Genomic DNA, 24,999 nt, shown 5'->3' with positions numbered 1-24,999 from the left:
GCACTCCCGCCCCCGGCCGCACCCGTCCGGCCACCGGACCCCCGGCCGCCAGCGCGGCGGCCGGGGCGAGGAACAGCGCACCCGCCGCCAACGGGCCCGCACCCCGCTCCTGTTGGAGCACGACCGGGACCGTGTACAACAGGGCGACGGTCGCCGCGTTGCCCACCGCCCCGGCGGCCGTCAGCCGGACGTAGGGCCGGTTGCGGAAGAGGACGGGGTCCACCAACGGGGCGGGGGCGCGGCGTTCGGTACGGAGGAACACGGCACCCAGCAGCAACGCCCCCGCCGCCCAGCACCAAGGGGCGGCCTGATCCCAGGCGTCGGTCCGGCTCAGCCACAGGGCCAGGCAGGCCGTCGCCCCGGTGGCGGTCACCGCGCCCGCCGTGTCGAAGCGGCCCCCGGCGTCCGGGGCGCACGACTCGTCGGCGCGGTGCGCGCAGTACGCGGCGACGGCGCAGGGCGCCACCGTCAGCCAGAACACGGCTCGCCAGGACGCGGCCTGCGCCAGGGCGCCACCGAGGAACGGGCCGCAGACGGTGGCGAGTCCGGCCAGCCCGAGTGCGCGCCCGGTCATCCGCCGCCCGCGTGCCCCGGGGCGGACGTTCGTCAGCAGCGCCAGCCCGGCGGGCATGGCCAGCGCCCCACCCGCACCCTGCGCGATCCGCGCCCCCACCAGGAACCCGGCCGACGGCGCGAGCGCGCACAGCGCGGAGGCCACCGCGAAAAGCACCAGCCCGAGCCGGAGAACACGCCGCCGCCCCCAAAGATCCCCCCACCGCCCGGCGACCGGCATCAGCGCACCGGCGGCCAGCAGATACCCACCGACGACCCAGGACACGTCCCACGCCCCACCACTCCACTCCTGACGCACGGACGGCAGCACGAGGTTCAGGGCGAAGGCGTCCCACTGCACGCAGAACACGGCGAGCGCGACGGCGGCGACCGCCCAACCGGGCGAAGCGGCGGTGCGCGGGACGGGGTGCGGATGGGGGTGGGGTGACATGTGGTGTGCCTCTCGTGGCGTTTCAGGGCGTTTCAGGGGGAGGAGGTGGGGTGACCGCGGGCGGACGTGCGGTCGTACGGGGGCAGGGGAACGGGGGAGGGGAGAGTGCCGAGAGGCGGGAGAGGCGCCGGGAAGGCGGGGGAAGCGGCGGGTGCCGTGGGGAAGCCGCGCAGGGCGGTGAGCGGCCCGGAACAGTGGAGGGCGCGAGGGCGGGGGCGGCCGGGAGAGCCGGAAGATCCGGGGAGCCGGGACGCGCCGCACCGCCGTCGGCGAATCCCGGACGGGCGGCCTACGAGGCGAAGCCCGAGCCGGCGGCGTACGGGCCGAAAGCCGGAACCGGCGGCGCATGAACCGTAACCCCCGAGGCCCCGAGCCCGGAAGATCCCACGACGGAACAACCCGCAACGGAAAACCTCCGTGACCAGGATTGACCCCCGCCACCCCTGGGCACCGTCAAAGAGGGCGCGCACCACTCCGTACCCGCCCCCGAGCCCGCCCGGGAGCGCAGCGCCCCACAACGCGCCCCGCACAGGGCACACAACACGCCCCCGCGCGGCGCCAGTCATCGGCCCCGCGCCCCGCGTCAACACCTCCGTACAGCAACCGTTCAGCGTTTGTTGATCGCTGAACCCGAAGCTGATGCGCATGTTGCGCCGTATGACCTCAGAGCACGGAGATGACATCCGTACCCCGCATGCCGTCCACGGGACGGAGTCCTCGGCGGTCGTTCTCACCTGGACCGGGGAGCCCGGCCGGCTGGAGGAGTTGACGCACGACATGCTCCTGGAGCAGTCCGAGCGGGCGGCCGGGGCGCTGCGCCGCCTCGGGGTGCGTGCCGGTGACCGGGTCGCGGTGCATCTGCCGCTGGTTCCCGAGTCGGTGATCGCCACCCTGGCCTGCGGCCGCCTGGACGCGCAGCGCAGCACGCTGCCGGTCACGCTCTCCGTGCCCGAACTGGCCGAACGGATGCGGGAGACCGGGGCCAAGGTGCTGATCACCGCCGACGCGGCCTTCTGGGACGGGGCGGTACGCCCGGTCAAGCGGGACCTGGACCGCGCCCTCGCACGCATCGGCGACGGGCTGGAACGGACCGTCCTGGTCGTCAACCGCTGCTCCCGCCCGGTGGCCTGGACCCCCGGCCGCGACCGCTGGTGGCACGAGGCCCTCGCCGGCCACTGACCCGGCCCCGGCCGGACCCCCACCCCGCACGCCCTGCCCCCGTACACCCCCACTCCCGCACGCCCCACCCCGCACGGATCACCACCGCGTCCCCAATGCCCCACACCCCCAAGATTTAACGCAATATCCGGTGCCGAAAGTCCTCGCCGAATGATGACTTTCGTGGCGCCCCACGGGCGTCGAACGGCTCTGTTTCCCCTTTTCCCGGTGAAGGACCGTGGTCGGGCAAGGTCTTTCCGTCCGATCAGGGGACGCCATGAACTCCTCGACAGTGCAGGGGCAGCCGGAACGGGCCACCGCTGCGGGGTCACCTCCGTATGCCGATGCCGATCAGTACCGGCCCGGTCGCGCGATCACCGATTGGCAGCCGGAGAACGCGGCCTTCTGGAATACGGTGGGCCGTAGAGTGGCCCGCCGGAATCTGTGGATCGCGGTGCCCGCGCTGCTGGTGGCATTCGTGGTGTGGCAGGTGTGGAGCGTCACCGCGACCAATCTCAAGGACGTCGGTTTCGGCTACAGCACCTCACAGCTGTTCTGGCTCACCGCGATCCCCGGTCTCACCGGCGGCACCACCCGTATCTTCTACACCTTCCTTGGCCCGATCGTCGGCCAGCGCCGCTTCACCGCCCTGTCCACGATCGTGCTGGTCGTCCCGCTGATCTGGCTCGGCGTCGCGGTGCAGGACACCGGCACGCCGTACGCGGTGATGGCGGCGATCGCCGCACTGTGCGGCATCGGCGGCGCCAACTTCGCCTCCTCCCTCGCGAACATCGGCTTCTTCTTCCCCAAGGCGGAGAAGGGCAACGCGACGGGCATCAACGGCGGCCTCGGCAACCTGGGCGTCTCCGTCGTCCAGCTGGTGACACCCATCGTGATCACCAGTTCCGTGCTGGCGCTGGGGTCGGCGCAGCACAAGGCCGACGGGTCGTCGGTGTGGTTGCAGAACGCGGCGTTCCTGTGGGTGCCGGTGCTGGCGGTGCTGGCGGTCGTCGCGTGGTTCGGGCAGAACGATCTGAAGGTCGCGTCCACCCCGTTCCACCGGCAGAAGGTGATCTTCCGACGGAAGCACAACTGGCTGATGACCTGGCTCTACGTCGGGACGTTCGGCTCGTTCATCGGGTTCGCGGCCGCGCTGCCGATGCTGATCAAGACGACGTTCACCCCGATCGACCCGGCGTACTCGGCGGCGACCTACGCCTGGATGGGCCCGGCCCTGGGCGCGCTGGCCCGCTGGGCGGGCGGCCGGCTGGCGGACCGGATGGGCGGCGCCCGGGTCACCCTGCTGTCCTTCGCCGGAATGGCGGTGTCGATCGCCGGTGTCATCTCCTTCCTTCCGTCGGACGGGAAGGGCGGTTCGTTCTGGGGATTCTTCGGCTGTTTCCTGAGCGCGTTCCTCTTCTCCGGAATCGGTAACGGCTCGACCTTCCGGCAGATCCCCGTCATCTTCCGGGACCAGCATCTGAAGGGTTTGGCGGAGGGCACCGAGGAGTACGCGACGGCGCTCAAGCAGGCCGAGATGGAGGCCGGCGCGGTCACCGGTTTCACCTCCGCCGTCGCCGCCTACGGATTCTTCTTCATCCCGGCCCTGTTCGGTTCGGTCGCGGTGACCAGCGCGATGTGGGGATTCATCGCCTTCTACGCGAGCTGTGTCGTGGTGACATGGTGGTTCTACGCCCGCGAGGGCGCGGAGGCGCCGAGCTGAGGAATGCGGTGCGCCCGGCCCGAAACACCATCGGCGGCGGGCACCCCGGGACTTTTCCCCGGGGTGCCCGCCGTTTTCCGCGAAATTCTTGTGAACAGATTCACAAGCGAACTAAAGTCGAAAGTCCCCCACGAAATGGCAGGTCAGAAGGGGTGTGTCGCGTCAGCCCCGGCAACGGAGGGGACTTTTGGTCCGCCAACGAGGACCAATGCCGACCCTTCTGATCGATCAGAAGGAGTCCAATGGAGAAGAGCGAAGGCACAGCGATTCGGAAGGTGCACCATGACTGCGGCTCCCCTCGAAACCACCGTGACCGGCGCCGCCTGGGAAGGCTTCAAGGGCGGACTGTGGCGGGACGCCGTCGACGTCCGCGACTTCGTCCAGCGCAACTACACGCCCTACGAGGGCGACGCCACCTTCCTGGCCGGCCCCACCGCACGGACCACCACGGTCTGGGAAACCCTCCTCGGGATGTTCCCGCGGGAACGTGCCAACGGCGTCCACGACGTCGACACCCGCACCCCCTCCCGCATCGACGCCTTCGCGCCCGGCTACATCGACCGCGACCTCGATCTGATCGTCGGCCTCCAGACCGACGCCCCCCTCAAGCGCGCCATCATGCCCAACGGCGGCTGGCGGATGGTCGAGGGCGCCCTCACCGCGTACGGCTACGAGGCCGACCCCGAGGTCAAGGAGATCTACACCCGGCTCCGCAAGACCCACAACGACGGCGTCTTCGACGCGTACACCCCCGAGATCCGCGCCTGCCGCTCGTCCGGCATCATCACCGGCCTCCCCGACGCCTACGGTCGCGGCCGCATCATCGGTGACTACCGTCGCGTCGCCCTCTACGGCGTCGACCGCCTCATCGAGGACAAGCAGGCCGTCAAGGCCCAACTCGACGCCGAATGGCCCACCGAGGACGTCATCCGCGAACGCGAGGAGACCGCCGAGCAGATCAAGGCCCTCGGCGAACTCAAGGCCATGGCCGCCTCGTACGGGTACGACATCTCCCGCCCCGCCGCCACCGGCCGCGAGGCGATCCAGTGGCTCTACTTCGCCTATCTCGCCGCCGTCAAGGAGCAGAACGGCGCGGCCATGTCCATCGGCCGCATCGACACCTTCCTCGACATCTACCTCCAGCGCGACCTCGACGCCGGCCGCCTCACCGAGGAGCAGGCCCAGGAACTGATCGACGACTTCGTCGTCAAGCTCCGCATCGTCCGCTTCCTGCGCACCCCCGAGTACAACGAGCTGTACTCCGGCGACCCGACGTGGGTCACCTGGTCGCTGGCCGGCATCGGCGAGGACGGCCGCCCGCTCGTCTCCCGTACGACCTTCCGCGCCCTCCAGACCCTCTACAACCTCGGCCCCGCACCCGAACCCAACCTCACCGTCTTCTGGTCGCGGCATCTCCCCCAGGGCTTCAAGGACTTCGCCGCCAAGGTCGCCATCGACACCTCGGCCCTCCAGTTCGAGTCCGACGAGCTGATGCGCCCCAAGTACGGCGACGACACCGCCATCGCCTGCTGTGTCTCCGCCATGGCCGTCGGCAAGCAGATGCAGTTCTTCGGCGCCCGCGTCAACGTCGCCAAGGCCCTGCTGTACGCGATCAACGGCGGGCGGGACGAGCGGACCGGGAAGACCGTGGTCGCCGGGTTCGAGCCGATCGACGGCGAGTACCTCGACTACGACACCCTCGTGACCCGCTACGACGCGATGCTGGAATGGCTGGCCAGGACGTATGTGCACGCCCTCAACGTCATCCACTACATGCACGACAAGTACGCCTACGAGCGCATCGAGATGGCCCTCCACGACCGGGCGGTCCTGCGCACCATGGCCTGCGGCATCGCCGGGCTCTCCGTCGCCGCGGACTCCCTGTCGGCCGTCAAGCACGCCCGCGTCAAGGTGATCCGGGACGAGACCGGCCTCGCCGTGGACTACGTCGTCGAGGGCGACTACCCGGCCTACGGCAACAACGACGACCGCGCCGACGACATCGCCCGGAAGATCGTCCACGACTTCATGGAGAAGGTCCGCAAGCACCCCACCTACCGGGACGCGGTCCACACCCAGTCCGTGCTGACCATCACCTCCAACGTCGTCTACGGCAAGAAGACCGGCAACACCCCCGACGGCCGCCGCGCCGGCACCCCCTTCGCTCCCGGCGCCAACCCGATGAACGGCCGCGACGCCCACGGCTACATCGCCTCCGCCCTCTCCGTCGCCAAGCTCCCCTACGACGACGCCGAGGACGGCATCTCCCTCACCAACACCATCACCCCCGACGCCCTCGGCCGTACGCCCGAGGAACGGATCGCCAACCTCTCGGGCGTCCTCGATGGGTTCATGGCCGGCGACGGCTTCCACATGAACGTCAACGTGCTGGACCGGGCAACCTTGGAGGACGCCATGGCGCACCCCGAGAAGTACCCGCAGCTGACCATCCGGGTCTCCGGATACGCGGTCAACTTCACCCGGTTGACCCGCGAGCAGCAGCTCGACGTGATCAACCGGACCTTCCACGGGTCCCTGTGAACCCCCGGTCACGGGGAACCCCGTCCCCGTGACCCGGCCCGGCGGCGCCGGTACCGGGCCCCTCACCCCCGGTACCGGCGCCGCCACCCCTCCTTCTCCGTATCTCTCCCGGAAGGCCCTGCCATGGCCGTCTTGCTCGGATCCGACATCCCCGTCGGCGCCCCGCCCTGCTGGGACCCGGCCTACCGGCCCGCCACCCCCGCCGCGGCCGTGCACCACCGCCCGTCGTCCGGGTCCGTCCACTCCTGGGACCTGTCCACCGGCGTCGACGGCCCCGGCAGCCGCTTCGTCACCTTCCTCGCCGGATGCCCGCTGACCTGCCGCTACTGCCACAACCCCGACACCTGGAAGATGCGCAACGGCGTCCGCACCTCCGCCGACGAGGTCGTCGCCGAGGCCGCCAAGTACCGCGCCTTCATCCGCGCCGCGGGCGGCGGCGCCACCCTCAGCGGCGGCGAGCCCCTGCTCCAGCCCGTCTTCACCGGCGAACTCCTGCACCGCTTCCGGCACGAACTGGGCCTGCACACCGCCCTGGACACCTCCGGCTACCTCGGCGCCCGCGCCACCGACGCCCTGCTGCGCGACACCGACCTCGTCCTCCTCGACATCAAGTCCTGGGACCCCGAACGCTACGCCCGGCTCACCGGCCGGGCCCTGCGCCCCACCCTCGACTTCGCCCGCCGCCTGGCCCGCCTCGGCAAGGAGGTCTGGATACGCTTCGTCCTCGTCCCCGGAGTGACCGACGACCCCACCGAGATCGACGGCATCGCCGACTTCGCCGCCGCCCTCGGCAACATCACCCGCGTCGACGTCCTCCCCTTCCACACCCTGGGCGCCCCGAAGTGGGAACGCCTCGGCCTGGACTTCACCCTGCGCACCACCCCCAGCCCCACCCAGGAGCAACTGGAGGCGGCCCGGGACGTGTTCCGCTCGCACGGGCTGAGGGCCGTCTAGGGGCTGCCGCCGAACCGCTCCTGACCTGACCCCCCAGCGGTCGGCGAGCGCACCGACGAGCAGCAGGCCGCGCCCCGCCTCCTCCCAGGCCGCCGGCCGTCCGGAAGCCGGCAGCCGCTCGGCGCGGGTATCGGTCACCTCGATACGGAGCGTGCAGGCCGACGCGGCGGCGGAGGCGGAAGCGGAGGCGGAAGCGGAGGCGGAGACGGAAGCGGACGAGACGGAGAGCGCGAGCCGGAAGTCCCGCCCCGGTACGCGACCGTGCAGCGCGGCGTTCGAGGCCAGCTCGGCAACCACGTGCTCCGCCTCCTCGAACGCCACTCCCCAGGGGCGCAGTTGCTCGACCGCGAGCAGCCGGGCGAGTCGGGCGCCCTTGCGGGTGGAGGAGAGCTGGACGGTGAACTGGCGTGTGTCCCGCAGGGGGATGACTTGATGATTCACGCCACTCAGCGTGGCCGGATATGCGTACGCTGGGCAGTGATGACGCCTGTACGGAAAGTGACTGTCCAGCGGTGATCCTGGACTTGTCCAGCGCGTACACCGTGACGGGCCCGGCCGGGGCGGCGTTGGGGAAGGGCGCGTCGGAGGTGAGCCTGTATGGGTGCGGACAGCGGCGGCGAGAGCCGTACGGACTACACGACGGACGGGGCGGACGAGCCGGACTGGAGCCTTGGCGTCGAGGGCGACTCCCGGCCCATGATCACGGCCCTCTGCCGTCAGCTCAAGCTCTGGCGGCGTCTGTTGGAGCTTGGGCGGTTGCGGCACGTCGAGATCCAGGTCATGCCCACGGAGTGCCAAGAGCATGCCGGGCTCGGCGGGTCGCTTCAGGTGCTGAAGCTCAAGGACGGTACGGCGGTTGGGCACAACGAGGTGCAGCTCACAAGCCGACTGATCTCCGACCCCAAGGAGGTTCAGATTCTTGAGATGCGCTATGGCATGATCCGGTCCCAGGCTCTCAGGCCGCGGGAGTCACTGGCCTTCATCGAGAAACCGCGGGGAGAGACATGACACTTGAGCCCTCTGCTGAAAGCGCCCTAGCGCTGGAATGGTTCAAGAGCAGCTACAGCACGAATGACGGTCCGGAGTGTGTAGAAGTGGCCACAACCCCGGGATCGGTTCACGTCCGTGACTCCAAGAACAAGCCGGGGCCGAGGCTCAGGTTCATGCCCCACGCCTGGTCCAACTTCGTGGCGTACGCCGCCGAGCGCTGAGGCGGAGCGGCCGGCGCCCCGCGCCCCGGTCGGTTCCGGAGTACGGGGCGCTTCGCCGTCAGAGCGGGGCGTGCGGCGGGGCGGAGATCCGGTCCCGTGCACCGTCGCCCGGGTGAGGCGCGAGTCGCCCCCGGCCCCCGCCCGCCGCCAGCAGCGACGCGGTGAACGGGTGCTCGGGGGCGGTCAGCACCCGCCGGGCCGGGCCCGTCTCCACGATCCTCCCGCCGTCCAGGACCGCGATACGGTCCGCCAGCGCCGCGGCCGTGTCCAGATCATGGGTGATCAGGACCAGGCCCGTTCCGGCCCGCTCCCGCAGCAGTTCGGCCAGCAGACCGACGACGCTCCGTCTGCTGTCCGCGTCCAGGCCCGAGGTGATCTCGTCGCAGACCAGCACCCGCGGCCCGGCCAGCAACGCACGGGCGAGCGCGGCCCGTTGCAGCTCGCCGCCGGACAGCCGGTCGGGCCGCCGCCGCTGCGTCGCCTCGTCCAGGCCCACCCGTGCCAGCAGCGCCCGTGCCTCCTCCCGGGCCGCGTCCGGTGCCAGGCCCCGCAGGCGCACCGCGCCGCGGGCCGTCTGCGCCAGCACCGTACGGTGCTCGTCGAACGCGGCCCGTGCGTCCTGGAAGACGTACTGCACGGCCGCGAGCTGCGCCGGCGTACGGGCGCGCACCCCGCGCGGCAGCGGCGCGCCGTCCACCGCGACCTCGCCGTCCCAGTCGCGGTGCAGCCCCGCCGCGCACCGGCCCAGCGTGGTCTTGCCGCTCCCGGACCGTCCGACGAGCGCCAGACACGTCCCGGGTGCCACGGTCAGATCGACGTCCCGTACGGCCGTGACCTTCCCGCCCGGCCGGTCGCGGTCGCGGTAACGGGCGGCGGTGACCAGGATGCGGAGGGCAGGGGGAGTGGCGTCGTCCTCCGGGATTTCCGGGGCCCCGCCCGTCCCGAGCGCGGGAGGCGCGGGCAGCACATGCTCCGCCGGCCCCGAGCCGGCCACCCGCCCCTCGCGCAACACCACCACCTCGTCGGCCAGCCGGCGGACGACGTCCAGGTCGTGGCTGAGCAGGACCAGGGCGATGCCGCGCTCCACGACCCGGGCGAGTCCGGCGACGATCCGGTCCTTGGTCAGCGCGTCCTGACCGGTCGTCGGCTCGTCCGCGACGATCACCCGGGCGCCCAGCAGCAGTGCCTGCGCCAGTACGACCCGCTGCTGCTGGCCGCCGGAGAGCTGGTGCGGGAGGCGGCGCAGCAGCGCCTCGCCCTCCGCGCCGTCCGGGAGCTGCGCCAGCGCCAGCGCCTCCCGTACCCGGGCACGGACGGCCCTGCGGCGGGCGCGGCGGGGGAGACCGGAGAGGCCGGCGCGGGCGATGTCGGCGAGCAGGGCGCCGACCCGCCGCGCCGGGTTGAGGGCGGCGGCCGGGTGCTGCGGGACGTACCCGACCGGGCCGCCGTCCGCGATCCGCACCCGCCCCCCGACGACGGCACCGGGCGGGTGCTCGCCCAGCAGCGCCAGGCCGGTGGTCGTCTTGCCGCTGCCGGACGCGCCGACCAGTGCCGTGACGCGCCCGGGGCGGGCGGTCAGCGAGACACCGTCGAGCAGCGTCCGCCCGTCCACCGTGATCCGCAGGTCCTCGACGGACGCGGCCCAGGGCCCGTTCACCGGCCGGCTCCCTTCCTCGTACGGTTCCTCACGCGCCGCCCCAGCCCCGCGTCCCCCAGCAGATTGACGCCCGTGGTCAGGCCGACGATCAGCAGCGCGGGGACGACCACCGCCCAGGGCTGGACGAAGAGGCCGGTGCGGTTGCGGTCGACCATCACGGCCCAGTCCGCCGCGTCGGGCGCGGTGCCGACGCCCAGGAACGCGGCGGTCGCCACCAGGTAGAGCACCCCCGTCATCCGCACGCCCGCGTCGGCGGCGACGGTCCGTAGACAGCGGCGGGCCACATAGCCGGCCGCGATCCGCCAGTCGCTCTCGCCCTGCGCCCGCAGCGCCTCCACCGCCGGGCGGGACGCCGCCTCCGCCGCCGACGCCCGGACCACACGGGCCGCGTCCGGCACATTGACCAGCGCCACCAGGGCCGCGAGCCCGGCCGGGCCCGGCTCGAACACCGTCGCCACCAGCAGCACCATCAGCAGCGAGGGCACGGCCGCCAGCACATCCAGCGGACGCATCAGCAGTTCCTCCAGCCACACCCGGTGGGTGAGCGCGGCGGCGAACGCGACCGGCAGCGCCAGCGCGTACGCCAGGACCGTCGCGGCGAGCGCGGTCAGCACCACCGCGCGCCCGCCGAGCAGCACCTGCCGCCACACGTCCTGACCGGCGAAGTCGGTCCCCAGCGGATGCCCGGCGCCCGCCGTGAAGGACGCGGCGCGCTCACCCGCGTCGGGCGCCCACAGCGGCCCCAGCAGCGCCAGCGTCAACGGCACACACAGCAGGACCAGCCCCGACGCACTCCGGGCCGACGGCAGGAGCGCCCTCACGCCGCCACCCCCGTCCGGGGCGCCAACCGGTGCGTGACCAGGTCGGCGCCGAGGTTGAGGACGACGGTGACCACGCCGAACACCACCGCGAGGCCCTGGACGACGGGCAGGTCGCGGGCCGACACGGCGTTCAGCAGCACCGTTCCCAGCCCCGGCACCACGAACAGCGCCTCGACGACGATCACCCCGCCGAGCAGCCAGTCCACGGTCCGCGCGAGTTGCTGGACGGCCGGCGCCACGGCGTTCGGCAGGGCGTGCGCCCAGCGGACGCGCGCCGGGGAGAGGCCGCAGCGGCGGGCGTGGGCGACGTACGGGGAGGCCAGCGCGTCGAGCATGCCGGCCCGCACCAGCCGGCTGAGCGAACACACCGGCCGCGCCAGCAGCACCGTCACCGGCAGCACCAGCGCCGCCGGATGCGCCAGCAGCCCGTCCCCGTACCCGACGGCCGTCGGCGGCAGCCACCCCAGCCGCAGCGCGAACACGAACACCAGCAGCACCCCGAGCGCGAACTCCGGTACCGCGTGCACCCCCAGCGTCACCCCGCTGATCAACCGGTCCGCGAGCCCGCCCTCCCGGCGCGCCGCCAGCATCCCCAGCCCGACGGACAGCGGCACCAGCAGCACCACGGTCACCACCGCAAGCACCAGCGTCGGCCCCAGCCCGTCCGCCAGATAGCCCGCCACCGGACGGCCGGTGACCAGCGACGTCCCCAGGTCGCCGTGCAACAGTCCGCCCGCCCACCGCGCCAGCCGCGCGTACGCGGGCAGGTTCAGCCCCATCGCCTCCCGGATGGCCGCGATCCGCGCCGGGTCCGGCTGGTCACCGGCCAGCGCCACCGCCGCGTCCCCCGGCAGCGCCTCCGTCAACGCGAACACCAGCACCACCACGGCCGCCGTCTGCCCCGCCCCCAGCAGCAACCGCCGCACCACGAACACACGCAGACCGCTCACGCCAGCCAGACCTTGTCGAACCGGGCCCAGTCCAGCGAGTTGGCAGGCGCGTCACCCGACACGCCCCGCACATGCGGCGCGGTGCCGACGATCCAGTCCGCGAACCCCCACACCAGGAACCCGCCCTCGGCGTGCAGCCTGCGCTGCATCCGCCCGTAGAGCGCGGCGCGCGCGGCACGGCCGGCGGTGGACTGGGCCTGCCGGTACAGCGCGTCGAAGTCCGCGTGCCGCCAGGCGGTGGCATTGGTGGGGGAGCCGGACAGCAGCCGCTGGGAGAGGTGCGTCTCGATCGGCATGGCCCCGGAACGGTACGAGCACAGGGTGCCGGAGCGGAGGATGCCGGCCCAGTAGCTGTCCTTGTCGCGGCGGCGCACGGTGACCGTCACGCCCGCCTCGGCGGCCTGGTCCCGGAGGATTCCGGCGGCCTCGGGGAACCCGGTCGCCACCTCGGCGGTGTCGAGGGTGACCCTCAGCCCCTCCGCACCGGCCTTCTTGAGCAGATACCGGGCACGGTCGAGGTCACGGGTGCGCTGCGGGAGATCGTCGGCGTAGTAGGCGTAGCCCTTGCCGAACAGATCGTTGCCGATCTCCCCGGCGCCCGACAGCGCGCCCCGCACCAGCTCCTGGCGGTCGGCGAGGAGGAAGAACGCCTCCCGCACCCGCCGGTCGTCGAACGGCGGCCGGTCGGTCTTCATCGCGAACGCCTGCATCGCGCTGTTCCGCAGTCGCACGATCGTGACGCGGCCCTGCCCCTCGTGGGCGCGGGCGGTGGCCGGGCTCAGCTCGTGCGCGTACTCGACCTGCCCGCCCAGCAGGGCGTTGACCCGGGCGGACTCCTCGCCCGCGGCGACGAACTCCAGCTCGTCCAGGTACGGGGCACCGTCCCAGTGGTCGTCGAAGCGCTTGAGCACCGTGGACCGGCCGGGCGCGAAGGAGACGAAACGGAACGGCCCCGAGCCGACCGGCCGCGCGAAGTCCTTGGTGCCCTCGGGGACGATGTACGCGCCGAACGCGGCCAGCAGGTCGGGGAATTCGGCCGTCGGGCGCTTGAGCCGGAACTCGATCGCGCGCGGTCCCGTGGCGCGGCTCGCGGCGAGGTCCAGTGGCTCCAGGTCGGCCCCGGCGCGGAACGCCCGGCCGGGGTCGGTGATCCGGCGGTAGCTGAACAGCACATCGTCGGCGGTCACCGGCCGGCCGTCGTGGAAAGCGGCCTCGCGCAGCGTCACCCGCCAGCGGTCCAGCGTCCGGTTCGGCTCCCAGGACGCGGCGAGGCGGGGACGGGGCGACAGGTCGGCGCCGAAGTCCGCGAGCTTGTCGTGGAGGGCCTTGGCGCGGGCGACATCGGAGAAGAGGTTGGCGTGGTGCGGGTCGAGGGTCTCGTTGACCCCGGCGGTCGCGAACGCGGCCCGCAACCGGCCGCCGCGCCGGGGCTTTCCGCCCCCGCCCGACGCCCGCGGGCCGCCGCTGCCGCATCCGGAGAGCGCCCTGCGGCCGCGGCCCCGGAGGCGACGGCCAGGAAAGCGCGGCGGTGCAGGCCCCCAGGGCGCGGGGCCGGGCCGGGTATGGGGGGACGGGAGGGCGGCATGAGGGCTCCTTGACGCGTGAGAAGGGCGAGGGGAAGAGGCGGTCCCACCGGGCCGGGCCGGGCGGCCCCGGTCCGTTCAGGGCAGCGGCGTTCCGCCGGACGGCGCGCTCAGGGCGCCGACGTGAGCCGGGCGACGACATGCAGCCGGTCGGCGTCGGTGCGGTCGCCCGGCAGATCGCCCTCCCGCCAGCGCGGCTCGCTGCGCGGCCCCGGCCCGTCGTACAGCGCGAGGACGGTGAAGCCGTGCGCCGCCAGGAAACGGCGCAGCTCCAACGGGAGCAGCAGCCGCCAGGCGGAACGCTGGACGACCGGGGGCGCGCCGTCGGTGCTCCACTCCCGGTGGCGGCGCAGCAGTTGCGCGGTGCGGTCGACCCGCAGCGTCGTCCGGGAGCGGTGGACCGTGCCGTTCCACGTGAAGGAGTGCTCCGCCGGCGCGTCCAGCAGATCCGTACGGCCCAGGAAGTAGGCGCCGTTGCGCATCTCGGCGACCAGCAGGCCGCCCGGTTCCAGGGCCCGGCGGCAGGAGTCCAGCAGGCCGTCCAACTCGTCATTGGTGTGGCAGTACAGCAGCGCGCTGTCCAGACAGACCACGGCGTCGAAGGCGCGGCCGCCCACATCGAAACGGCGCAGGTCGGCACGGGTGTACGCGGGGCCGGGGTGGTGCGCGCGGGCGTACGCCAGCATCGCCTCCGACAGGTCGGCGCCGACCACCCGGCGGCCCGCCGCCTGAAGGTACGCGGCGTCCCGGCCGGTGCCGCAGCCCAGGTCCAGCACGCGCGGGCCGGCGCCGTGGCGGCGCAGGGTGTCCTCCGCCCAGCGGGCGGCCAGGCGCTCCGGGTCGGGGAAACGGGCCTCGTACAGCGCCGGGTTGTCCGTCAGCAGATTGCCGGCCGCGGCGGTGGGATCGTCGGTCATCTCGGTACTTCCTCAGCAGGTCTTCTCCGCGCGGGCGCGCCGGGGAGGGGAATCGGGGGTGCTCGGGCCGGCGGGCTCCTCGGGCAGGACGCGCAGCCGCCGCAGCAGGGCGACACCGGCCGCCGGGACGAGGCCGAACAGCACGCAGCAGGCCCACGGCAGCCAGGGCGCGCCCCGGGCGGCGCCGGTGTCCATGGCCCAGCCGACGACGGTGTTGCCGGCCGCCGCGGCGAGGCCCGAGACGACGTAGAACACGCCGAAGTAGGTGCCGGTCAGCTCGCTCCTCCCGAACTCGGGGATCAGCTCCATGACGAACGGCTGGGCCACCATCACGCCCAGGTGGAGCAGCAGGGAACCGGCCAGCACCGGCAGCAGTGCCACGGCGGCCCGCCCGGGAGTGTCCGGGTGCCCGGCGCCGGACACCGCCATCGGCGGGACGAACGCCAGCCCCGTCAGCGCCATCCCGGCGGCGATCCAGCGGCCGCGGGGGCCGCGGGCGGCGAGACGGCGGGTGAGCCGCATCTGGAGGGCGAGGTTGGCCAGCGTCCCGGTCAGCAGGACCAGGCCCGCCGCGCCCGCCCAGCCGGTCGCCCGGCGCGCCCCGTCGGGCAGCAGCAGGTACAGCTGGTTCTGCAGCGTGAACATGCCCACCATGGCGAGGGCGAACGCCAGGAAGGCGCGGTTGCCGAGCACTTCGCGCCAGTCGCCGAGCACCGGGCCGGACGCGGGCGGCACCGGCCGGTCCGGGAGGACCAGGGCCTGCGCGACGGTCAGCACCGCGAACACCCCGGCCGCGGCGAGCGCCGCGAGCCGGAAGTCGGCCAGCAGCAGCACACCGCCGAGCAGCGGCCCGACCAGCGCGCCGGTCGTCCCGAAGACGTTGAACAGGGCGAACGCCTCCGCCGTGCGTCCCTGCGCCTCCTGCGCCAGGTACGTCCGTACGGCCGGGTTGAACAGGGCGCCCGCGAGGCCGCTGAGCGCCGAGGCGGCGAGCAGTACCGCGAGCCCGTCGCCGAGGGCGAACAGGGCGAAGCCCGCCGTGCGCAGCCCGCACCCGGCGATGATCACGCGGCGGGCGCCGAGCCGGTCGGCCGCCGACCCACCGATCAGGAACAGGCCCTGCTGGCTGAGATTGCGCACCCCCAGCACCACACCGACGACGGCCGCGGACATCCCCAGGTCGTCCGCCAGATGCGTGGCCAGGTAGGGGACGAGGAGGTAGAAGCCGGTGTTGACGCCGAACTGGTTGACCAGCAGCAGGCGTATCGCGGGCGGGAACGCGCGTATCTCATGCCAGGTCCGCACGGCCGGGCCTCCCCCGGGACGGGGCCGCCGCGCGACGGCGGCCTGCGGGAGGGACGCGGCCGGGGCCCGGCGCCGGGGCGCGCGGGCACACGCCCAGACCGATGCGGTCGCTGACCCGGACGGTGCCGTCGGTGCCGCCGATGCCCGTCCACGGGTCGCGGGCCAGCAGCAGATGCCCGTCCAGATCGACCCAGCGGGCCCGGTGGACGAGATGCACGGCCGGGGCGATGCCGAGGGTGCTGGCCGTCAGACAGCCCAGCATCAGCTCCGTGCCGCTGCCGGCCAGCAACTCCGCTATCCGCAGCGCCGCGTGCACACCACCGCACTTGGCCAGCTTCACATTGACGCCCTGGACCCGGCCCGCCAGCCGCCGGGCGTCCTCGTACGACACGGCGTCCTCGTCGGCGATCACCGGCAGCGGGGAGCGGGCCGCCAGCGCGGCCAGCGCCTCCGGGTCGCCCGGGGCCAGGGGCTGTTCGACGGCCTCCACGCCCAGTTCGGCGTAGCGCGGCAGCAGCGCCTCGGCCTGGGAGGTGCTCCAGGCGCCGTTGGGGTCGAGCAGCAGCCGGGCCTGCGGGGCGTGCGCGCGGACGGCGCGGACCCGCGCCAGGTCGTCCTCGGGGTCGGTGGCACCCGCCTTGATCTTGAGGAGGGTGAAGCCGCAGGTGGTGAGCCGGGCGGCGAGCGCCGCGGCACGTTCGGTGCTGGTGATGCCGATGGTGCGGGCGGTGGCGGCGGCGGGCGGCTCCGGCGCGCCCAGCAGCTGATGGACGGACGCGCCCGCCCGCTTGCCGACCAGATCGAGCAGCGCCGACTCGACGGCGGTGGTCACGGCGGGCGGCCCGCCCGGCTCCGGCAGCTCCCCGGCGCGCACCGCGGCCAGCGCGGTCTCCGGGGTGCCGCACCGCTCGACGGCGGTGGCCGCGTCCCGCAGCAGCCGGACCAGCGATGCGGTGTCCAGCCCGAAGTAGGCGCTGGCCACCGCCTCGCCGTGGCCGCGCAGACCGCCCCGTTCGACGGTCAGCCAGACCGCGTCCCGGGCCGCCATGGTGGAACGGGAGATGCGCAGCGGCTCCGCGAGGTCGAGGCGGGTGGTGCGCACGGTGGTCTTCACGCGGGGGCCTCCTGCGGGGGCGGGGGCGGCACCGGGGCCGCCGGACGGCACGGGTCGACGACGGTGGTGCAGCGCGTCCAGCCGGTCGCCTCCGCGGCCTGCGGATGCCGGATCTCGGCGGGACGGGTGCGGGCCGCCGCGCAGTCCACACCGTGCGCGGTGGTGAAGTCGTCGTCGTAGACGGTGGACAGATAGCGGTGCGGGCCGTCGGGGAAGACGGTGGCGACCACCGCGTCCGGATGCTCGCGCGCCGCCCAGGCCGCGACCAGCGCCGCGGCGCCGGTGCTCCAGCCGCCGCTGACGAAGCTCGTACGGGCCAGCCGGCGGCAGGCGTCGGCGGACTCGGCCGGGCCCACCCAGTGGACCTCGTCGAACGCCTCGTAGGCGACATTGCGCGGATGGATGCTGCTGCCCAGACCGCGCATCAGCCGCGGCCTGGCCGGCTGCCCGAAGATCGTCGAGCCGGTGGCGTCCACCCCGATCAGCCGCAGCCCCGGACGGCGGCGGCGCAGCGGCCCGGCCAGGCCCGCGCTGTGCCCGCCCGTGCCGACACTGCACACCAGGATGTCCAGCTGCGGCAGGTCCGCGGCGATCTCGGCGGCGAGGGAGGCGTAACCGGCGGTGTTGTCGGGGTTGTTGTACTGGTCGGGCCAGTACGCGCCGGGCAGCGCTTCCCGCAGGGACCGCAGCCGTTCCAGACGCGCCGCCTGCCAGCCGCCGCGCTCCGCCGGCCGGTCGACGAGGTCGAGCCGGGCGCCGTACGCGCGCAGCAACCGCCGCATCGACGGCTCCAGTTCGGTGTCGCAGACCAGGACGACGGGATGGCCCAGCGCCTGCCCGGCGAAGGCCAGCCCGATGCCGAGCGTGCCCGACGTGGACTCCACCACCGGGGCGCCCGGCCGCAGTTCGCCCCGCTCCCGCGCGCCGAGCAGCATCGACACCGCCGCCCTGGCCTTCATCCCGCCGACGCCGTGCCCTTCGAGCTTCGCCCAGAAACCGGGGTGCGGGCCGGGCAGATCGGCGCCGATCCGCGCCAGCGGGGTCCGGCCGAGCAGCCCCAGCAGATGCGGGTCGCCACCGGGGGCGGTACGGGGACAGGGGTCGGTCGCCGTCCTCACCGGGCACCTCCGTCCGCGTCGTCCGTATAGCGGTGGACGGTGCCGGGGCCGCCGTCGAGCCAGAAGAACGGGTACGGCTCCGCGCACACCGCCCGCACCCCCGCGCCGAGGAAGCGCGGCAGCACCGCGCTGCCGGTCTGCGCGAACATCACCAGCGGCACCCCGCGGGCCGCCGCCCGCTCCCGCAGCGGCCCGAACGACCCGTTGCCCAGCGTCATCCCGGACGCCAGGACCGCGTCGCAGCCGTCGAGCGCCGCCAGCGCGTCGGTGACGACCGGCTCGCCCCACTCCGTCCGCCCGCCCTTGAGATCGCACGGCACATACGCCAGACCGCGCGCCCGCAGCGCCTCCAGCAGCGAGTTGACGACACCGACCACCAGCACCCGGCCCCCGGCGGGGACGACGGGCGGGGCCAGCAGGGCGGTCACGGCGCCCGCCCGCGCCCGGGACTTCTCCAGCGACGTCCCGGCGGGCAGCGCGAACGGCCGCGCGCCCTGGGCGGGGGTGTGCGGCGCGACATGCATCAGATACGCGTCCAGGGCGGCGATCCGCACCTCCCGCAGCGGATGGCCCAGGAGCGAGGCCACGTCCGCGCCCACCGCGTCCGCCACCGCGTCGGGCGGCAGGGCCCCCGGCTCGGTGGAGCAGGAACCGACCGCCGCGCCCAGCCGCAGGCTGAGCACCTCGTTGCGGTAGCCGCCGTGGCGGCCGTGGTGACGGACCGCCTGGACGGTGGCGAACGCCGTGGAGACCCGCAGCGCGCGCGGGTCCGGCCCGAACTCGGTGTCCAGGACGGCCTGCCGGAGGGCGTCCAGGTCCGACCAGCCGGTGAGCGGGGCGAGGGTGGTGTCGCGCGCGTCGGCCTCCTGTCGCGGCAGGGTGCTCATCGGCCGGCCACCACCCGCGGGCGCACCGTCGCCAGCAGGGACTCGACGCGGGCGCGGGCGTCGCCGGGCCCGCTGCCCGCGGCCATCACATGCCCCAGATAGCCGTTGTTGTCGGCCGCCGCCCGCACCTGCCTGCCGGGAGCGGCCAGTTGCACCTCCAGCACGCCGGGCGCCGACTCCAGGGCGGCGGCCGGATCGGGCCCGCCGTCCCCGTCGTACCCGTCCAGGACGCCCTCCGCGCCCGGTACGAGGAAGCCGACCGCGGCGCTGGGTACGGCCGTCGACCGGGGCGTGAGGTCGGGCTCCCGGCCCAGCGCGAGGTCCGCGCACACGGCCGCGAGATCGATGCCGGTGACATGCCGGACGAGTTCGGTGATGCGGTTGCCGGCCGGGCGCGGGTTGACCTCGACCACCCGCGGGCCGGCGGCGGTGAGCTTGATCTCGGTGTGCGCGACGACCTGGTCCAGGCCGAGCGCGTCCAGCGCGGCGAGCGCGGTCGCGGTGGCCGCCTCCGCCTCCCCGTCGTCCAGCGCGGCGGGGAACATATGGCCGGTCTCGATGAAACCGGGCGCCCCGCCCACGCTCTTGTCGGTCACCCCGATCACCCGCGCCCTGCCGCCGTACGACGCGGTCTCCACACTGACCTCGGGCCCCTCCAGCAACTCCTCCAGCAGTACGGCGGGGGAGCGGCGCTGCCCTCGGGCATTGACCGGGAAGGCGTCCAGCGCGCGGTGCGCCGCGGCCAGTTCCTTCTCGTCGTCGATCCTGCGGACGAACATGCCCGCACACAGGTCGACCGGCTTGAACACCAGCGGGAAGCCGATCTCGCGGGCGGCGGCCGCGGCGGCGGGGAAGCCCTCGCACACCGCGAAGCGGGGGCCCGGAACCCCGGCCGCCGCCAGGACGCGCCGGGTCTCGTCCTTGCGGCAGGCGGCGGTGACCGCGCGGGCGGTGGGGCCGGGCAGCCCCAGGTGCCCGGCGAGACGGGCGACCGTCGGGAGGTAGTAGTCGCAGGAGCTGAGGACGCCGTCGAAGCGCAGCGCCGTGTGCAGGTGCGCGACCCTCGGCAGCAGTGTGGCCGGGTCGTTGGTGTCGGCGGTGACGATGTTCCGCGCGCCGAGCAGCGGATGGGCCGTCCCCTCGGGGGCGGACCGCAGGTAGTGGTGCAGATCGCGGGTGAGGAACGTGAACGTGTGCCCGGCCTCCGCGATCGCGCGCGGCAGCAGTCGGCTCATCGCACCGACCCAGCTCTCGACCATCAACAGGTGCCCCATGACTCCTCATCACGCCTTGTGCTGAGGGATCCGGGCGGCCGGGGAGGGCCCCGGGGCCGCGGATCCGCATTGACCGAGCGGACACGATATCGATAATCATTTTCATTGTCATGTCCGGCCTTGCCTCCCGATGGAGCGCGTCATGCCCACCCGGTACCCCCGCCCCTCTCGTCACCCCGGAACCACACACCGTCGCGGCCGCCCCCGCACCGCTCTTGCGGCGGCCGCTGCCCTCACCCTCGGCACCGCCGCCCCGGCCCACGCGATGCCCACCACGCCCGCCCGCCCGACGCCCCGCATCGCCTTCGGCGCCTGCCCCGACTCCGTGCCGCGCCCCGTACCGCCCGCCCGCGTCGACTGCGGCACCCTCGCGGTCCCGCTCGACCACCGGCGGCCCGACGGCCCGCACATACGCCTCGCCGTCTCCCGTGTCCGGGCCACCGGCACCCCGGCCGAACACCGCGGCATCCTCGTCGTCAACCCCGGCGGGCCCGGCGGCTCCGGCCTCCCGTACGCCGTCACCAAGCGCGCCAAACTCCCCACCGCCGTCCAACGCGCCTACGACGTCATCGGATTCGACCCGCGCGGCACCGGCCGCAGCGCCCCCGCCGACTGCGGCCCCATGGGCGGCCTCTTCGCGCGCCCGGGCCCCGACCCCGTCCCCCGAGGCCCCCGCGCCGAACGCGACCGGCTGCACCGGCTCGCCCGCCTCGCCGCCGACTGCGCCACACGCCTCGGCGCCGCCCTGCCGCTCTTCTCCACCGAGCAGACCGCGCACGACATGGACGATCTGCGCGCCGCCCTCGGCGCACCCCGCCTCGGCTTCCTCGGCGTCAGCTACGGCAGCTACCTCGGCGCCGCCTATACCGCCGCCCACCCCCACCGCACCGGCCGGATGGTCCTCGACAGCGTCGTCGGCCCCTGGGACTGGTACGACTTCGACCTCCGCCAGGCCCGCGCCCTGCTGCGCCAGCGCGACACCTTCTTCTCCTGGCTCGCCCGCGACCCCGCCCGCCACGGACTCGGCCGCACCCCGCGGGCCGTCCGCGCCTCCTACACCCGCGTCCGCGACGGACTCGCCGCCCGGCCCGTCGACGGCTTCGGCCCCGCCGAGTTCGACCGCGCCGTCTACCGCGCGCTCGGCCGCACCGAACGCTGGGCCGGCCTCGCCGACGGCCTCCGCCGCTACCTCACCGACGGGACGGTCACCGGCCTGCGCCCCGCCGACGACTTCACCGGGCCCGCCTCCCGCACGTACGAGGCGGCCAATCGGGTCGTCAAATGCGCCGACGGACCGGGTCCCGACACCCGGCAGGTCCTCGCCGGCGTCCGCGCCCTGCGCCGCCTCGACCCGCTGCCCGTCCTCACCGGACTGGAGGCCGACACCTGCGCCTACTGGCACCACCGCCCCGCCCGGCGCACCCCGCTCGGCAGCCCCCAGGCACCCCCGGTGCTGCTGGTCGCCTCCGCGCACGATCCCGTCACCCCGCTCGACGGGGCCCGCGCCCTGCGCCGCACCCTGCCCGGCTCCCGGCTGATCACCCTGGACGACGACCACTCGCACGGCGTCTTCGCCAGCCGCGGCAACACCTGCGTGGACGCCACCGTCGCCGCCTACCTGCTCGACGGGACGATGCCCCGGGCCGACCGGCACTGCACGGGACCGGGCCTGCCGTAACGGGGGAGGAGCGGCGGTGGGCGGCCCGTTTCCGTGCCCCGCCGCCGCGTCCCCTTCCCGTCCGGAGCGGGTGGTGCGCGGCGCCGTACCCTGGACGGGTGAGCACCACCCCCGCATCCGGTTCCGACCGGCCCGCCCCCGAGGACGGACCGGACACCCCGCAGAAGCCGCGTCCCACGGCGGCAGACCCTCGTGCCGCAGCGCTGATCTTCGACGATCCGCTGAACCAGCAGTCCCGGGACGACACCGACCAGGGCTGGGGCGAACGCCCGGCGGCCGGTGGCAGCGCCGCCGATCTCGCCCGCTTCCTCGACGAAAAGCCGCCCCACCACCTCTGACCGAGGCGATGGGGCGGCGTACGGCGTGACGCGGCTCCCTGACGTCCGCGTCGTCCGTTACTTCTGCGTCTTCTGCGCGATCACCGTCGCGGCCGCCGGGACGGCTCCATCGCGCTGCGCGAGCAGCGCGTCCCGGATCTCCGTCAGCAGCTCGATCTCGCTCGGGCCCTCCGGGGTGTCGTCCGCCGGCTTCTTGGCCTCCTGGCGCTGCTTCCACTTGTTCATCGGAAGGATCATGAGGAAGTAGACGACCCCAGCGGTGATCAGGAACGTCAGGGCGGCGCTCAGCACCGAGCCCCACAGGATGTAGATCCCGTCCGTGTACTCGCCCGTCTTCCCGTTCACGGGGCAGGTGGTGAGGCAGGTCCGGTAATGGTCGAGGTTCTGCGACCCGAACGCACCCACGATCGGGTTGATGACGCCCTTCACCACCGCGTTCACGATGTTGGTGAACGCCGCACCGACGACCACCGCGACCGCGAGTTCGATGACGTTGCCGCGCATCAGGAATTCCTTGAATCCCTCCAGGACGCCCTTGTGCTCGCTCACCAGTCAGCCTCTTTCCGTGTGGGGTGGGGACGGTGCCCCGGGGACGGGCACCGCAACTTACGGCAGGGCGGGGCAGAGATGTCCAGTGACACCACACGAACCGGCGACCGACCAGAGCGTCAGTGCGGGCCGCGGGGGCGGTGCCGGTACCGGGGGCGCGCCCGGGGCACGCGGGGACCCCGCCGCTCGCAGAAGTCTCGCCTACCGGACGGCGATATTCCACTTTTCCGTACGACATGACCTACCGCCCTCCGGCCGAGGCGGGGGCGGAACAACCGACGGTGGTCCCGGCACCCGCTGGAGCCAGCGACACCCCTGTGACCAGCGCGGCGGCCGCCATCGCGACCCCCGCCGCAAGCGCCCGCCCGCGTAACGACCGCCACCGGCGCCGCCGTACGCCGCCGATCCGCAGCGGCGCGAAGTGCGGCACCTCACACGACGGAGGAAGCGGAAGAAGGGGAAGCGGATCGGGGACCAGGGGAGTCCCGGGCCCGCCCCGCGAAGGGGGCGGCGGGAGCGGATCGGACGGGCTGACGAACACGGTGATCACCGCCTGCGGTGGAGGGAGAAGAACCCGGCGCTCCCCACCGTGCCCGAACTCACCGCATCCCGCTCGGCCCTGTGGACAACCCCGCGCCTGTGGACAACTCCCTCACCCACAAGGGGGACGGAGCCCACGGACGAAGGCCCCTCCCCTAGCCCACGGACGAAAGCCCTTACCCGGAGGCCCCGCCCGCCCCTACGGCAGCTCGATCCCCAACTCCCACCCGTCATGGGCGTGCGTGCACAGGCAGGAGCGCGACGCGGTGGCGGGCAGCGCGGCAACGGTGTCGAACAGCACCTCGCGCAGCCGGTCCACGTTCTGGCCGAAGACCTTGAGCACCTCCTCGTGGGAGACGCCGTCGCCGGTCTCGGTGCCCGCGTCCAGGTCCGTGACCAGCGCCAGTGACGTGTAGCACAGGCCCAGTTCACGGGCGAGGACCGCCTCGGGGTGCCCGGTCATGCCGACCACCGACCAGCCCTGGGCGGCGTGCCAGCGCGACTCCGCGCGGGTCGAGAAGCGGGGGCCCTCGATGACGACGAGCGTCCCGCCGTCGACCGCCTCCCACCCCCGGCCCCGGGCCGCCGCCAGTGCCACCGCGCGTCCGGCGGGGCAGTAGGGGTCGGCGAAGGTGAGGTGGACGACGCGGGGGACGCTGCCGTCGGGCAGCGGCTCGCCGTCGAAGTAGGTCTGCGTACGGGACTTGGTGCGGTCGACGAGCTGGTCCGGGACGAGCAGCGTGCCGGGACCGTACTCGGGGCGCAGCCCGCCCACCGCGCACGGGCCGAGCACCTGGCGTACGCCCATGGAGCGCAGCGCCCACAGGTTGGCGCGGTAGTTGATGCGGTGCGGCGGGAGGTGGTGGTCGCGGCCGTGGCGGGGCAGGAAGGCGACCCGGCGGCCCCCGATCTCCCCGAGGAACAGTGAGTCGCTGGGGCGACCGTAGGGGGTGTCCACCGTGACCTCGGTCACGTCGTCGAGGAACGAGTAGAACCCCGAGCCGCCGATCACACCGATCTCCGCGTCAGCCATGCCGATCACACTATCGGGGCGGGAGGTGCCGGTGGGAGGGGGTGGACGAAAGACGCGGGCCCCGCCGTCGGTGACGGCGGGGCCCGGAAGCGGGAGATGTCAGGCGGCGGAGCTGCTGCCCGAGGAGGCGCTGGTCGACGAGGACGAAGCGGCCTTCGTGTCGGAGGACGACGACCCGGACGACGAGGAGTCCGCGGAGGAGGACGAAGAAGAGCTCGACGAGGAGGACTTCGCGGGGCTGCTGCTGGACGACGAGCCGCGGCTGTCGTTGCGGTAGAAGCCGGAGCCCTTGAAGACGATGCCGACCGCGGAGAACACCTTCTTGAGGCGTCCGTCGCAGCTGGGGCACTCGGTGAGCGCGTCGTCGGTGAACTTCTGCACGGCCTCAAGGCCCTCGCCGCACGCGGTGCACTGGTACTGGTAGGTCGGCACTTGACTTCCTCCTGGCACTCTCACTCGATGAGTGCTAACGACGATCCATAGTGCAGTATTCCGGCCCGTCAGTCCACTGCGGCCGTCACACGGTGACCGACCCCACGCTCCGCCGTACCGCCTCCGCCGGGCCCGTCCAGCCCCTCCGGTACGCCGCTGACCTGCGGTTACGCCAGGGACGACGACTCGGTCCGGTCCGCGGCCGCCGCGCCC

General features: G+C 73.7%; 20 protein-coding genes and 3 pseudogenes. 8 read left to right on the top strand and 15 right to left on the bottom strand.

Annotated features, from left to right (window positions below):
• A partial coding sequence (locus tag AC51EU_RS10050; RefSeq protein ID WP_496266407.1) for an MFS transporter occupies nucleotides 1-1,003 on the bottom strand: 1,003 nt, incomplete at its 3' end.
• Between the two features lie 657 nt (nucleotides 1,004-1,660).
• Between AC51EU_RS10050 and AC51EU_RS10045 the strand changes: the two genes are divergently transcribed.
• The 4 genes from AC51EU_RS10045 to pflA all read left to right on the top strand — a co-directional run bounded on the left by AC51EU_RS10045 (nucleotide 1,661) and on the right by pflA (nucleotide 7,379).
• Nucleotides 1,661-2,182 (top strand): AMP-binding protein, encoded by a 522-nt coding sequence (locus tag AC51EU_RS10045; protein WP_496266405.1) that lies wholly within the window; start codon nucleotides 1,661-1,663, stop codon nucleotides 2,180-2,182.
• A gap of 406 nt (nucleotides 2,183-2,588) precedes the next feature.
• Nucleotides 2,589-3,884 carry a NarK family nitrate/nitrite MFS transporter gene (locus AC51EU_RS10040; RefSeq protein ID WP_496266404.1) on the top strand — a complete coding sequence of 432 codons (1,296 nt, stop codon included), beginning with the start codon at nucleotides 2,589-2,591 and terminating at the stop codon, nucleotides 3,882-3,884.
• A 282-nt stretch (nucleotides 3,885-4,166) separates the two neighbouring features.
• Complete coding sequence (pflB, locus tag AC51EU_RS10035) at nucleotides 4,167-6,425, top strand: formate C-acetyltransferase (protein ID WP_496266403.1); 2,259 nt, start codon at nucleotides 4,167-4,169, stop codon at nucleotides 6,423-6,425.
• A 123-nt stretch (nucleotides 6,426-6,548) separates the two neighbouring features.
• Nucleotides 6,549-7,379, top strand: a complete 831-nt coding sequence (pflA, locus tag AC51EU_RS10030; protein ID WP_496266402.1) for a pyruvate formate-lyase-activating protein — start codon at nucleotides 6,549-6,551, stop codon at nucleotides 7,377-7,379.
• Nucleotides 7,380-7,382: 3 nt separating this feature from the next.
• Here the strand turns inward: pflA and AC51EU_RS10025 are convergent.
• Nucleotides 7,383-7,829, bottom strand: a pseudogene (locus tag AC51EU_RS10025) (ATP-binding protein); the annotation flags it as partial.
• Between the two features lie 258 nt (nucleotides 7,830-8,087).
• On the opposite strand from AC51EU_RS10025, the pseudogene AC51EU_RS10020 reads away from it, so the two are divergent.
• Nucleotides 8,088-8,387: pseudogene (locus tag AC51EU_RS10020) on the top strand (Scr1 family TA system antitoxin-like transcriptional regulator); the annotation flags it as partial.
• Nucleotides 8,384-8,590: a DUF397 domain-containing protein gene (locus AC51EU_RS10015; protein WP_496266401.1), complete on the top strand. Its 207-nt coding sequence runs from the start codon at nucleotides 8,384-8,386 to the stop codon at nucleotides 8,588-8,590. The pseudogene AC51EU_RS10020 and the gene AC51EU_RS10015, both read left to right, overlap by 4 nt.
• Before the next feature lie 58 nt (nucleotides 8,591-8,648).
• Here AC51EU_RS10015 and AC51EU_RS10010 read toward each other — a convergent pair whose 3' ends face one another.
• The 10 genes and pseudogenes from AC51EU_RS10010 to AC51EU_RS09965 form a co-directional block, all read right to left on the bottom strand.
• Nucleotides 8,649-10,247 (bottom strand): ABC transporter ATP-binding protein, encoded by a 1,599-nt coding sequence (locus tag AC51EU_RS10010; protein ID WP_496266400.1) that lies wholly within the window; start codon nucleotides 10,245-10,247, stop codon nucleotides 8,649-8,651.
• On the bottom strand, nucleotides 10,244-11,068 hold the full coding sequence (locus tag AC51EU_RS10005; RefSeq protein ID WP_496266399.1) for an ABC transporter permease: 825 nt from the start codon (nucleotides 11,066-11,068) through the stop codon (nucleotides 10,244-10,246). The genes AC51EU_RS10010 and AC51EU_RS10005 overlap by 4 nt, the downstream gene beginning before the upstream one ends.
• The gene (locus AC51EU_RS10000) at nucleotides 11,065-12,018 is read right to left on the bottom strand and encodes an ABC transporter permease (protein ID WP_496266398.1); all 954 of its coding nucleotides are present in this window, start codon (nucleotides 12,016-12,018) and stop codon (nucleotides 11,065-11,067) included. The genes AC51EU_RS10005 and AC51EU_RS10000 overlap by 4 nt, the downstream gene beginning before the upstream one ends.
• Nucleotides 12,015-13,603 (bottom strand): annotated as a pseudogene (locus tag AC51EU_RS09995) (ABC transporter substrate-binding protein). Before AC51EU_RS09995 ends, AC51EU_RS10000 begins: the two are co-directional and overlap by 4 nt.
• A gap of 108 nt (nucleotides 13,604-13,711) precedes the next feature.
• Nucleotides 13,712-14,518 carry a class I SAM-dependent DNA methyltransferase gene (locus tag AC51EU_RS09990; RefSeq protein ID WP_496266397.1) on the bottom strand — a complete coding sequence of 269 codons (807 nt, stop codon included), beginning with the start codon at nucleotides 14,516-14,518 and terminating at the stop codon, nucleotides 13,712-13,714.
• 12 nt (nucleotides 14,519-14,530) lie between these two features.
• On the bottom strand, nucleotides 14,531-15,823 hold the full coding sequence (locus AC51EU_RS09985; RefSeq protein ID WP_496266396.1) for an MFS transporter: 1,293 nt from the start codon (nucleotides 15,821-15,823) through the stop codon (nucleotides 14,531-14,533).
• On the bottom strand, nucleotides 15,807-16,937 hold the full coding sequence (locus AC51EU_RS09980; RefSeq protein ID WP_496266395.1) for a dipeptide epimerase: 1,131 nt from the start codon (nucleotides 16,935-16,937) through the stop codon (nucleotides 15,807-15,809). The genes AC51EU_RS09985 and AC51EU_RS09980 overlap by 17 nt, the downstream gene beginning before the upstream one ends.
• Nucleotides 16,934-18,055, bottom strand: a complete 1,122-nt coding sequence (locus AC51EU_RS09975) for a PLP-dependent cysteine synthase family protein (RefSeq protein WP_496266394.1) — start codon at nucleotides 18,053-18,055, stop codon at nucleotides 16,934-16,936. Before AC51EU_RS09975 ends, AC51EU_RS09980 begins: the two co-directional genes overlap by 4 nt.
• Nucleotides 18,052-18,942 (bottom strand): hypothetical protein, encoded by an 891-nt coding sequence (locus tag AC51EU_RS09970; RefSeq protein ID WP_496266393.1) that lies wholly within the window; start codon nucleotides 18,940-18,942, stop codon nucleotides 18,052-18,054. Before AC51EU_RS09970 ends, AC51EU_RS09975 begins: the two co-directional genes overlap by 4 nt.
• On the bottom strand, nucleotides 18,939-20,216 hold the full coding sequence (locus AC51EU_RS09965) for an ATP-grasp domain-containing protein (protein WP_496266392.1): 1,278 nt from the start codon (nucleotides 20,214-20,216) through the stop codon (nucleotides 18,939-18,941). Before AC51EU_RS09965 ends, AC51EU_RS09970 begins: the two co-directional genes overlap by 4 nt.
• Before the next feature lie 142 nt (nucleotides 20,217-20,358).
• Here AC51EU_RS09965 and AC51EU_RS09960 point away from each other — a divergent pair, with 142 nt between their 5' ends.
• Nucleotides 20,359-21,894: an alpha/beta hydrolase gene (locus tag AC51EU_RS09960; protein ID WP_496266391.1), complete on the top strand. Its 1,536-nt coding sequence runs from the start codon at nucleotides 20,359-20,361 to the stop codon at nucleotides 21,892-21,894.
• 98 nt (nucleotides 21,895-21,992) lie between these two features.
• Nucleotides 21,993-22,232 (top strand): hypothetical protein, encoded by a 240-nt coding sequence (locus AC51EU_RS09955; protein WP_496266390.1) that lies wholly within the window; start codon nucleotides 21,993-21,995, stop codon nucleotides 22,230-22,232.
• 57 nt (nucleotides 22,233-22,289) lie between these two features.
• Here AC51EU_RS09955 and mscL read toward each other — a convergent pair whose 3' ends face one another.
• From mscL to AC51EU_RS09940, 3 genes are all read right to left on the bottom strand, one after another.
• Complete coding sequence (mscL, locus tag AC51EU_RS09950) at nucleotides 22,290-22,781, bottom strand: large conductance mechanosensitive channel protein MscL (protein WP_496266389.1); 492 nt, start codon at nucleotides 22,779-22,781, stop codon at nucleotides 22,290-22,292.
• Between the two features lie 739 nt (nucleotides 22,782-23,520).
• The gene (locus AC51EU_RS09945) at nucleotides 23,521-24,354 is read right to left on the bottom strand and encodes an S-methyl-5'-thioadenosine phosphorylase (protein ID WP_496266388.1); all 834 of its coding nucleotides are present in this window, start codon (nucleotides 24,352-24,354) and stop codon (nucleotides 23,521-23,523) included.
• 99 nt (nucleotides 24,355-24,453) lie between these two features.
• Nucleotides 24,454-24,786 (bottom strand): FmdB family zinc ribbon protein, encoded by a 333-nt coding sequence (locus AC51EU_RS09940; RefSeq protein ID WP_496266387.1) that lies wholly within the window; start codon nucleotides 24,784-24,786, stop codon nucleotides 24,454-24,456.
• Between the last annotated feature and the right edge of the window lie 213 nt (nucleotides 24,787-24,999).

The organism is Candidatus Streptomyces philanthi (assembly GCF_059553635.1).
This window is presented reverse-complemented; position numbering and strand designations above follow the sequence as displayed.